At 39.2% G+C, this 10,598-nt stretch carries 9 protein-coding genes; 4 read left to right on the top strand and 5 right to left on the bottom strand.

What is annotated here, in order from left to right:
- Window positions 1-7 precede the first annotated feature (7 nt).
- Window positions 8-1,018 carry an ABC transporter ATP-binding protein gene (locus tag AN394_RS14555; RefSeq protein ID WP_054563066.1) on the top strand — a complete coding sequence of 337 codons (1,011 nt, stop codon included), beginning with the start codon at window positions 8-10 and terminating at the stop codon, window positions 1,016-1,018.
- A 419-nt stretch (window positions 1,019-1,437) separates the two neighbouring features.
- Here the strand turns inward: AN394_RS14555 and AN394_RS14560 are convergent, their stop codons facing one another.
- Entirely contained in the window at window positions 1,438-4,554 is a 3,117-nt protein-coding gene (locus AN394_RS14560) for a TonB-dependent receptor (RefSeq protein ID WP_054563067.1), read from the bottom strand.
- A gap of 34 nt (window positions 4,555-4,588) precedes the next feature.
- Window positions 4,589-5,452 carry a S1/P1 nuclease gene (locus AN394_RS14565; protein WP_054563068.1) on the bottom strand — a complete coding sequence of 288 codons (864 nt, stop codon included), beginning with the start codon at window positions 5,450-5,452 and terminating at the stop codon, window positions 4,589-4,591.
- A 219-nt stretch (window positions 5,453-5,671) separates the two neighbouring features.
- On the opposite strand from AN394_RS14565, the gene AN394_RS14570 reads away from it, so the two are divergent.
- Window positions 5,672-6,574, top strand: coding sequence for a hypothetical protein (locus AN394_RS14570; protein ID WP_054563069.1), 903 nt, complete (start codon window positions 5,672-5,674; stop codon window positions 6,572-6,574).
- The gene (locus AN394_RS14575; RefSeq protein WP_054563070.1) at window positions 6,561-7,508 is read left to right on the top strand and encodes a hypothetical protein; all 948 of its coding nucleotides are present in this window, start codon (window positions 6,561-6,563) and stop codon (window positions 7,506-7,508) included. Before AN394_RS14570 ends, AN394_RS14575 begins: the two co-directional genes overlap by 14 nt.
- Before the next feature lie 58 nt (window positions 7,509-7,566).
- Here AN394_RS14575 and ushA read toward each other — a convergent pair whose 3' ends face one another.
- From ushA to AN394_RS22525, 3 genes are all read right to left on the bottom strand, one after another.
- Window positions 7,567-9,174, bottom strand: coding sequence for a bifunctional UDP-sugar hydrolase/5'-nucleotidase UshA (ushA, locus tag AN394_RS14580; protein WP_054563071.1), 1,608 nt, complete (start codon window positions 9,172-9,174; stop codon window positions 7,567-7,569).
- A gap of 75 nt (window positions 9,175-9,249) precedes the next feature.
- Complete coding sequence (locus tag AN394_RS14585; RefSeq protein WP_054563072.1) at window positions 9,250-9,447, bottom strand: hypothetical protein; 198 nt, start codon at window positions 9,445-9,447, stop codon at window positions 9,250-9,252.
- Between the two features lie 231 nt (window positions 9,448-9,678).
- Entirely contained in the window at window positions 9,679-9,747 is a 69-nt protein-coding gene (locus AN394_RS22525; protein ID WP_350338400.1) for a hypothetical protein, read from the bottom strand.
- On the opposite strand from AN394_RS22525, the gene AN394_RS14590 reads away from it, so the two are divergent.
- Window positions 9,725-10,432 (top strand): peptidylprolyl isomerase, encoded by a 708-nt coding sequence (locus AN394_RS14590; RefSeq protein WP_408003013.1) that lies wholly within the window; start codon window positions 9,725-9,727, stop codon window positions 10,430-10,432. The genes AN394_RS22525 and AN394_RS14590 overlap by 23 nt on opposite strands.
- Window positions 10,433-10,598 lie beyond the last annotated feature (166 nt).

A 10,598-nucleotide genomic window follows, 5' to 3' on the forward strand; every position in this document is an offset into this window, starting at 1 on the left:
CAGTTTAATGCTATCAGTTAGTAAGCTGTCTATCGATTATGGTAGCAATCGTGTGGTAAGTGAACTTAACTTATCACTTGGGGAAAGTGAGATCCTCATGCTAGTTGGTCCAACTGGCTGTGGTAAAAGTACTATTTTACAAGCGTTAGCTGGGCTTATTCCTATCAGCGAAGGCGAAATTAATTTAGGCTCATGGCGTGCAACACCCAAATTAAAAGTACCACCAGAAAAACGAAAAGTGGGTATGGTCTTTCAAGATTTTGCGTTATTCCCGCACTTAACAGTGCAGCAAAATATTTGCTTTAGATTAACCGATACCTCAAAAGCTGATCATTGGATTAAGTTGCTGGGTCTTGAAGCATTTCGTGATAAAAAGCCCGCTACCTTATCAGGTGGTCAAAAGCAGCGTGTAGCACTTGCGCGTACACTGGCTCACGAACCTGACTTCGTATTACTTGACGAGCCTTTATCAAACTTAGATGCAGCTTTAAAAGATACCCTTCGTTGGGATATTCGTAATGCATTAAAAGATGCTGGTGTACCTGCTATTTGGGTAACCCATGACCAAGAAGAAGCCTTATCTGTAGGTGACCGTGTTGGTGTACTTAAAGAAGGCATTATTCAGCAAATCGATACCCCTGAACGCTGTTTTAGCTTACCAAGCAATCGCTTTGTTGCGCGTTTTTTAGGTGAAGCAAGTTTCATTGCCGGTAATTGTGAAGGTGATATTGCCACCACTGATTTAGGTAATGCACCAGCTATTAGGGTTGATCATGATACTGCAAAAGTTGATGTATTACTTCGCCCTGATGATATTCACCTTATTCAAAATGCAGCTACTAGCAATGGTAAAGTGACATGGGTGCGCTACGAAGGTGGCAGTCGTTTATGTGCTGTTAAACTGGCATGCGATACCGTGGTGACAAGCCGTGTAAGCCATGAAGTGATGGTACGCCCAGGTGATGCAGTGCATGTATCTATCAATACTACACACCCACTTGCGGTTTACGCAGCTTAAATAAAAATATCTGTGCAGGTCTAAATGGCCTGCATTTTTTAGAAAGCTTTCAGCCCTCAGCTGTCAGCCATCAGACACGAGTAAAATCTGCTACCTAGCAACTTGCTAACTTTCCTCTTGAAGCTTTACTCTCGTAACTCTTATCTCGTATCTCGTTACTACAACCATTCCCTGCTAAAGCCAGTCCTACGAGAAGATTTATCAGGTATTAGGCTTTAGGCTCTAGGCTCTAGGCACTAGAACGCGATGTAAAACCGCTGCTACCTTGCAACTTTCTAACTTTACTCTTGAAGCTTTACTCTTGCTAACTTTCCCCTAGTAGCTTTACTCTCGCAACTAGCAACTCGTTAACTTCTCTAAAACGTAAAAAGCCCGCCAGTAGGGGCGGGCTTTTGTTTTATAACAAGGTTAACTCGTTATTAGAATGTGTAACGTACACCTACACGCATTTCCCAAACTGATGCACCGCTTTGTGTAGCAGTTTTACCATTGTTAGGGTTGAAGTCTGAGTATACATAACGACCTTGGTCATCGATTGATGTTTTAATCATACGGTTACCAACAAAGCTACCTTTCTTAAGTACGCCCCAGTCATCGTTTAACATATTTGTTAGGTTATCGATAACGAAGAATACTTCACCTTTGTGACCAGGCATGAAACCAGGTAACTCTTGAGTCATCTTGAAGTTAACTTTAGTGAACCAATCTGCATTTTCGCTGTTACGGCCAACGATTTCGCCGCGTTCAAGGCCTTGAGCAGAAATCCACTCATTGAACTCAGTTACTTCCTCAGGAGTCATGTCGTAAACAACGTTAGGGTCATTCACCTCAGGGATATACATTAACTGACGGCTACGGTTTGAATTGCTATCTCCCCAAACACTGTCGCTACCGTTATATGTATAGCTGTAAGGTAGGCCTTTGTATGTTTCGCTAAATAGGTTGAAACGTGTGTTATAACCATCAAACAATTCAGTTGTGTAACCTAATGTCATAGTAAAGCGATGAGGGATCTCGTAATCAGATGTGTGTGCACCTGGGTTTGTCGGATCGTAGGTCGCCATGTTACCGTAGTTTGAGCTCGCTACCGAGCTAGTCATAGGGTTAACATCTGTTGAGTCAGTGTAAGCATAAGCAAGTTGTACGCTAATACCATTATCAAAGCGTTTGCTCATCGCAGCAGAGATAACATGAGATTCACCGTTGCTACCATCAACGTTGGTAAGTAGTAAATCACCATCACGACCTTCGATAGACTCAAGAATTGGACGCCCATCAAATGTAGTATTACCAGAATCGCGAAGTGCGATGTCTTGAACAATTGCTGCGTCTTTACGCTTGCTTAGTAAGTAATCTAAAGAGAATACATACTCATCTTCAGTTGTGTATGTTGCACCAATTGAGTATTTCCACTCAGATGGCATTTCAAAGTTAGGATCAACAGCATTTACTGAAGAGTCACCTGCACCAATGGTTGTTTGTGCAACTTCATCATACATTTCTTGTGGTACTTCAAAACCTGGTGTACCACCGTTAACGTTTGGTGTATTAAATAAATCTACACCAAAACGTCTAGTTCCAATATTTGTAATACCGTCGTTTGAGTATGAGTTAGATAGCCAAACATTCGGGTTACCACCAGAGAATAGGCCTACACCTGCACGTACTTCTAATGCATCTGTTGCGTACCATTCAAAGCCAACACGTGGTTGTAGTAGGTCAATGCCATCAAATGTTGCTTGGTTGCTGAACTTGTAACGGTTTGTAAAGTTTTCATTGTAGTTAGGTTTGTCGTCACTTGTGTATTTGTCGTAACGAAGACCAAACGTTAATGTTGCATCTAAATCAGTGAAACTGTACTCATCTTGCACATAGAATGTATGTTGAGCATAGGCGAAGTTTGCAGCTGCATCAGTAGGATCATTTGTGCCTGCTGCGTTGTTGTAGAAAATAGCTGAAGCTAAACCATTTTCAAAATCATCAATAGAATCAAAACGCCACTCACCTTGGGTGTGTTGTACGAATTGGTTGAAAACTTCGATTTCTTCATACTCGTAACCACCTGTGATCGTGTGCTGATCAAGGTAGTATGTTGCAGCAAATTTAGCTGTCGTCGTTTCGTAATCTAGGTCGTTTGATTGACGAGAGTCATCTGGACCGATATATACTGTACCACCATCTGTTGCATCAATTTGCATTTCACCAAAGCTACTTGCTGCATCAAGTGATTGTACAGTTTTATCAACTTCTGATTTACCTAAACGAATTTCAGTTGATAAGTTATCGGTCCAATCTGAGTAAAGTGAACCGATGATTGATGTGTACTCAGCGCTTTCTTCAAAGAAGTGACTATCTAAGGATAAGCGTGTACTACCCGTGTCTGATTGCTTAAAACTATTACCGTCGTTATAGTTATAAATTAGGTTGGCACGGTGATCATCGTTGATGTTCCAGTCTAACTTAATTAAGATTTTTTCATCTTCAACTGGTTGGCTTGATGGTGTAGTACCAGCATTATAACCGTATACATCTTGAGAAATCTGTTGGATTCTTGCTAAATCTGAAGCAGATACACTACCTGTATCTAATGCGCCATAATTATATTGTTCTACGCCTTCAAGTTTCTCATACGAGGTAAATAAGAAAAGGTTATCTTTGATTAGTGGTAACCCAACATTGAAGCCATAACGCTTTTCGGTGTAATCACCAGGATCCGCATCTTTTCCTTCAATTTTGTCGCCTTTCATTGAATCATTTGTGTAATCAAAGAACACACCACCGTGCACTTCGTTACCACCTGATTTAGAAACCGCATTGATGTTACACGATGTGAAACCACCGTATTGAACATCAAAAGGTGCTAGCTCAACTGCAACCTGTTCGATTGAATCAAAAGAGAAAGGAGTACGAATTGTCGGGTAACCATTAGAGCTTAGACCGAAGTTATCGTTCATACGAACGCCGTCTAGCGTTAAGCTGTTAAAGCGTGGGTTACCACCACCACAGTTGATTGAACCACGGCTATCATCAATTGTTACACGTGGGTCGATACGAACGATATCTTTTAAATCACGGTTGATAGCTGGTTGGTTTTCTAAATCTTCAAGTGTGAACGTTGCAGCTGGGCCTGTACCACCAGACATACGGCTGATTGGACGACCAGTAACTACGATTTGTTCTACATCAGATTGTCTCTCTAACGTAACATTAACTGGGTAGTCAGCACCAACTTGTAGGTTGATGTTGTTGAATGTTTGATCTGCGAATACGTCAGAATCTACAACAACGCGGTAAGGACCACCTACACGTAGGCCTTTTGCTGTGAAGTAACCCGCATCGTTCGTTTCAGTTTCTTTAGTTGAACCTGAAGGTAAGTGAACGATAGTAATCTTAGTGCCTGCAGCAGGGTTGCCGCTAGGACCTTTGATTTGACCCTTGATAGCAGATGTTGTTTCATTTGCTAACGCTGCACCACTCACACCAACACATGCTGCAATAGCAAGTGATAGAGCTGTTTTGCGGAGTTGGATTTTCATTATGTTATTTCCCGTGTTAGAGGTTATGTTTCATTTATAGTTTGCTGTCAGTTGGCATCTTAAGTGCCTTTACTAACGGTTTTGCTGATTTATCAAATAAGTTATTTAATAAACCTGCCAATCTTATCCCGCCTTGTTGTAGGCGAGTTTTAACAATCGGTAAGTTTTTATAGATATAACTATAACTTACGTTTGTTTCATTTTCTTTATACAGAGAGTTTGCAATGTTATTAGATTCGATTAACCAATCGCTAGGAGAACCGGAAAGATAGTCCGTTATTAACGCTTGATTTGTTGTATTTATAAATTGCGCAAACTCAGTATAGGACAAATTTTCATTTTCAATGAGTTTCGTGTCCCACAAGCTATGTAAATTGGTATCTTGACCGAAGAATGTGACAGAAATATTGTTGCCGCCACGATCTTCACCGCGACCGGCATGAAAAGGTTGATGGCTATCGCCAACGAGGTGAACTAAAAAGCGCAGAGCGAACTGTTTTTCACCTAAAGAAGCTTTTTGGTTTTGTAATACTGAGATTGAATATTCCATGCCTTCGAGGATATCTGACACGGTTTCTTTATTATGGTGGGTATTTGAGTCGTAATGAGGTTTGGCTTCACCTTCTTTAAAGTTAATGTAATGCCAGCGCGAAGATTTCTTTTGCCAGAATTTTTCTGGAGCAGAACGCATTTCATCAGCCCACGTTGCTACCTGTGGTAAAGAATCACCATCAAGTAAAGGAACTAATGCTTGCTTGGTGGTGTCTGTAATATGCTTAGATGCAATTTCACCAATAATACGGTGACCATTCTGACCCCATGCATTAGCAGGGTTACTTAACACCGCAGAAATAACTGGTGTTGATAACAGCAACATTTTTATTGTTTTTTGTAACATTGACTCAGTGTCCAAAAATGAATGTGCCCTGAAGCACGATTTCTTGATGCATATTTTCCTGAATTTAAAAGCAAATAGAAAGGACTCAATAAGATTCATAATTTCTTGTTCATATATGTTATTTATCAATAACTTAAAATATTCAGGTAAAATTACTTGTTGTAATAAGTAAGAATAATTGTTCAAATAGAGACAACGGAGCGTTGTTGGCTATTAAAATTGAATTTAAGAACAATACTAATAAAAAAATCGTCGATTGTTACATTTTTGTTTCTAGCAGTTATTTTGTTTTTTTATATCGGAATTTTGCAGGGCAAACCGGCTGTATCTGATATAGATGCATTTATTGAAACGTCTTTTCAATGTGATACTAAGTCAGAGGTTAACCTTAACGAGTTGGTGGTGTATTCATCAGGCAAAGTATTGGCTGAGGATGTAGCTAAAACTTTGTGCGCTGATGACATCATTAGTAAACAATACGGCAAGGTCACCTCTTATTGGGGTTATAAAACTTCAGACACAATTGAGTTTTTAGGTAAAGGGATTGCAGATTTGATCCTGGCTAAAGAAAACTTGATTAATGCCTTTATGGCCGAGTCAACCTATAACTACCAAGCAGTTGTTGGCTTTCCTGACTACACTGCTTATTTAATTTCTAGTAAAGAAAAGCCACGCATTGAAAAAAGCTACTTTTTAGATAAACGTATTGGTTTGCTTGATTACCCAACGAGCCGCTCTGGACACATTCTCCCTAAACAATTATTTAAAAAATTAGATATCAACCTAGAAAATCTAAACATCACTTACGCAAGTTCCCATACTGAATTAAGAGAGCTTCTTGCAAGTGGTAAGGTCGATTTAATTTCTTCTTATTGGCAAGACAGCGACCAGCAACGTTTTTCTAAAAACTACATTACTCCTATACGCGACAATATAAGTGGTAGTCGTTGGTATTTAAAAATGCAGGATGAAAACACCGACCTTTTATGTGCAGTTCAAGCGCAGTTAACCCAATTGGCACACAATCAAAATTCTCATTACTTTAATCATGTTGAGTCTTTTTGGGAATGTGAGTCGACTCAGCAAACAATGAAAGTAGGGGATAGCAATGCTGCCAATTAGAGTAAAACTTGCTTATGGGGCAGTATTTATTAGCTGTTGCTTGGTTTTATTTGCCAGCTTTATTACAGCAAAAGCTTATAAGACAACAACTAATGATGCCCTGACTCTAGCAAAAGTTGAAAACCGCATTGCCCTTGATTTAAACCATTTAAATTTACCTGATGATTTTTTAAAGCATTCAGGTAGTAAAGATATGGTACTCAATTATATCGCGCGTCTTAATGCACAATTAGCTGACTCAGGCGTGATGGTTTACTCCATTGAGGGGATCTCTGATTATCCTGCTCGTGCAGATTTAATCACTAAGCAATTGCATGCACCACAAAAGTCATTAACGGTTAGCTTTGTTGTGGCATCGTCTTTATTTGCTAAAGATGATATCGCAGTGTTTATTTTGGTGTGTTTATTTGCAGCTGCATTTACTTATTTATTATTTATAAGTGAACGCACTAAAATCCAAATAGCTAAACACGAACCAGAAGTTGCTGTTCAGGCAGAAGAAAAGCCTAAATTGATAGTCGATCTTCAAAATAAAACCTTGGCCGCTAGCTGTGCTGTTGATAAAACAGTGGCGCTTGCTAATAAACCGCTCTGCTTTTACCTTGCATTGGTTGAGTTTTGTATTGAACATCCAGATGTAGTGCTTAATCAAAATAAAGATGTACCAGAAGAATTACTGACTTTAGCAAACAAGTATTTTTACCGGTTAGTAGAGCTTGGTCACACGATACGTAAGCGCCCAAACTTTACCAATAGTTTAGAAAAAACATTAAGTGAAATTCGGGCTGCACTTGATGAAGTTTGGCAAGAGCAGCCTGAGATAAAAGAAACCTATTATCCACCTAAGGCCCATGGTGAAGGCTCCCGTTCTCGATTACATCATTACGGATTGAAAGCGATCGAGATTGCCGATATTGAAGTCATTGGGAAGTAATCTAGTTTAAAAGTAAAAAGGGAAGTCACTGGCTTCCCTTTTTCTATTTAAGTAGTCTTTATTTAGGGGCGTAATCAGCCGCTTTAACAGGACTATTTTGCTCAAAGAAACGTTTTAATGCCTGTGCATCTGTATCATCTGTACTCACAAAGCCTTTTTTATTGGTAAGAGTAGGATAGCCATCACCACCAGAGGCATTATAGCTGTTAATGCTCATGCGATAAGTTTTAGCCATATCAAGTGGCTTTCCAGCAATTTTAACATCAGATAAAGTGTCGTTAATGCGTTTAAAGCTTAGCTTATAATATTGTAAGTAGGCACCTGAATCAGGTGGGAAAGAAGTAACAACTTGTAAGTAGTCAAATAGCTCTTGGCCTGTCATATCAATATAGGTGATACGGTTTTTAAAAGGATGAACTTTTAAAATATCTTTATAACTTACATCGCCTGCTTGAATGCTATCGCGAATACCGCCACCGCTTATCAAACCAAAATCAGCACCCACTGACTGCATTTGTGCAGCAATAATAACGCGTGCTAAGTTTACTTGCTCATAGCGTACTTTATTGCGATCACCTTCAAGTTTTGCATCCACGTTACCTATTTTACCAGCAATTTGTGCTGCGCCTTTTTGCTGATAAACCGCAAGGATGTCTTGTAAGTTTTTGTTTGGTTCAATGTACTCAGCCGCTAGCTTTTTATTACCGTTTTCATCATCGATATAAAGATTTACAGGAATAAGTGAGTAATTGAGCAAAGTTAATTCATCGTTTTCTAATTTGAATTCAGCTTTACCAACATATTTACCCCACTCATGGGCTTGCATGATCCAAGTACCATTTTGTTGGTCAGGCTTACACTCTTTACCTGGCATAAAGCTTTTGTCAGCAACATTGGCTTCTTTCATACACACAGGCTCTTGTGAATGACCGCCAACAATAATATCAAGCATCCCTTTTGGTAAATTGCGCGCCATAGTCACATCACCGGGTGCGTTAATACCAAAGTTAGCATCAACATAGTGACCCATGTGAGTAACAGCGATGGTAATATCTGGGTTGTACTGTTTATCAATTTCTGGAGCTAACTTTGCAGTAACGTCTGTAGGGTCTTTAAATTCTAGGCCACCGATATATTGCGGGTTACCGATTTTAGCGGTATCTGTGGTAGTTAAGCCTATTACAGCAATTTTAAGCCCATTCTTTTCAAAGATTTTATAGCCTTGGTAACGAGTTTCACCAGTTGTTTTATCGATGATATTGGCTGATAAAAAAGGGAAGTTTGACCAATTTTGTTGTTGATCAAGTACTGCCAGTGGATTATCAAACTCATGGTTACCAATTGCCATGGCATCATAACCAATTAACGACATACCTTTAAAATCTGGTTCCGCGTGTTGTAAGTCAGACTCTGGAATACCCGTATTGATATCACCACCAGAAAGCAGTAAAACAGCATGACCTTGTGCTTTGGCTTCGGCTTTTAGTCGATCAATTAAAGTCTTACGAGCAGCCATGCCATATTCACCTTGTTCGTTATGCCAAAAACGACCATGGTTATCATTAGTATGAAGCAGAGTTAAATATTGGGCTGAATCAGTATTATTAGAAGAGGAGCTACATGCGGTTAGGGTAACCAGTAGCGATGTTAGTAAAAAAAAGCGCATAATTGTTTGCCTGAATAGAGCAGTAGGTTAATTATGCGCTTAGTTTAAACGACTTAAGTTTAAATTAAATGTCTTTTATAAACTTTTGTCGCTATTTTCTGTATTTAGTTGTCCTGTTGCGGCAAGTTGTCTGCGTTGTAGTTCTTGTTCTGCGTAATGAGACTTTTGATGATTATTGCCGACCATCCAATTTAAAAAACTAGCGGGTAACTTACTATAAGGCTCACCTTGGTGTAGGCCAAAATCGCATATTGCGTTCTCTTCATTCGCCATGGTTCATTCCTGTGTGTTCATTGTTGTCGTGCAGATACTAACAAACTGAGCCTATTTGATAAGACGATTTTGATTTATTCTTTAAATTTTTTATAACCATAATGAATACATGGTGTAAATTAATGTAACTGAGATGTAATTGCTTTGGCGCGTTTTGTGTAACTGTTTTGTTTGCTATTTAAGCGTCTGTCTATTTTGTTTAAGCTTCTTGCAGTTATATAATAAAAATTATCAGGAAAGATAAACAATGAAAAAACATCTACTTGCAACTGCTTTATTGGCTAGCTGTTTTACAGCCAATGCTACTATTGTTGAAATGCAGACAGATCTGGGCAGTATTACTGTTCACCTTTATGATCAACACACACCTATTACCGTTGAAAACTTTTTAAACTATGTTGCAGATGGCAGCTACGACGGTACGGTTATCCATCGCTCAGTTGATAACTTTGTATTGCAAGGTGGTGGTTTTAAGTTTGATACTGATTTTGAGGCGATAGAAACTGCTGACGTTATTACCAATGAGCCAGAGCTGTCGAATGTTAAAGGTACCATTGCAATGGCCAAGCTTGGTGGTAATGCTAATAGTGCGACAAGTCAGTGGTTTTTCAATTTAAAAGATAACAGCGCTAACCTCGACTTACAAAATGGTGGCTTTACTGTTTTTGGTGAAGTAACTGTACAGAGTATGGATGTTTTAGAACAAATCACCTCTTTAGTTCATTGTGGAGAAATCCCAGTAGTAAATCTTAATGAAGAGCAGTGCCCAGATACAACATCAGGTTTCAGTGGTGAAAACTTATTTTACATTAACAGTGTGACTGTGATTGATGATGATCCGAATTCGTCTGCTTCTTTATCACCAAAAGAGAACACGCTAATTGATGAAGATAACTCTTCAGACAATGATGGTAGTAGCTCAGGCGGGAGTCTTGCGTGGATGCTATATTTATTAGCCCTAGCAGGCTTTGCTCGTCGTAAATGATTCCGTATACCCAAACCACCTCAAGATGCGAGTTTCAGTTGGAATTAAAAGCGATTTAGGCAAGGCATTGATTGCATGTAATAGTGGTTCTATTGTTAAAATCAATAACGCAGTATAAATCGCTTTTAAACCAACCCTTTGGGCGCTTCACAGGCACTTACTCTCA

Origin of the sequence: Pseudoalteromonas sp. P1-26, assembly GCF_001401795.1 — a bacterium.
GTDB lineage: Bacteria > Pseudomonadota > Gammaproteobacteria > Enterobacterales > Alteromonadaceae > Pseudoalteromonas.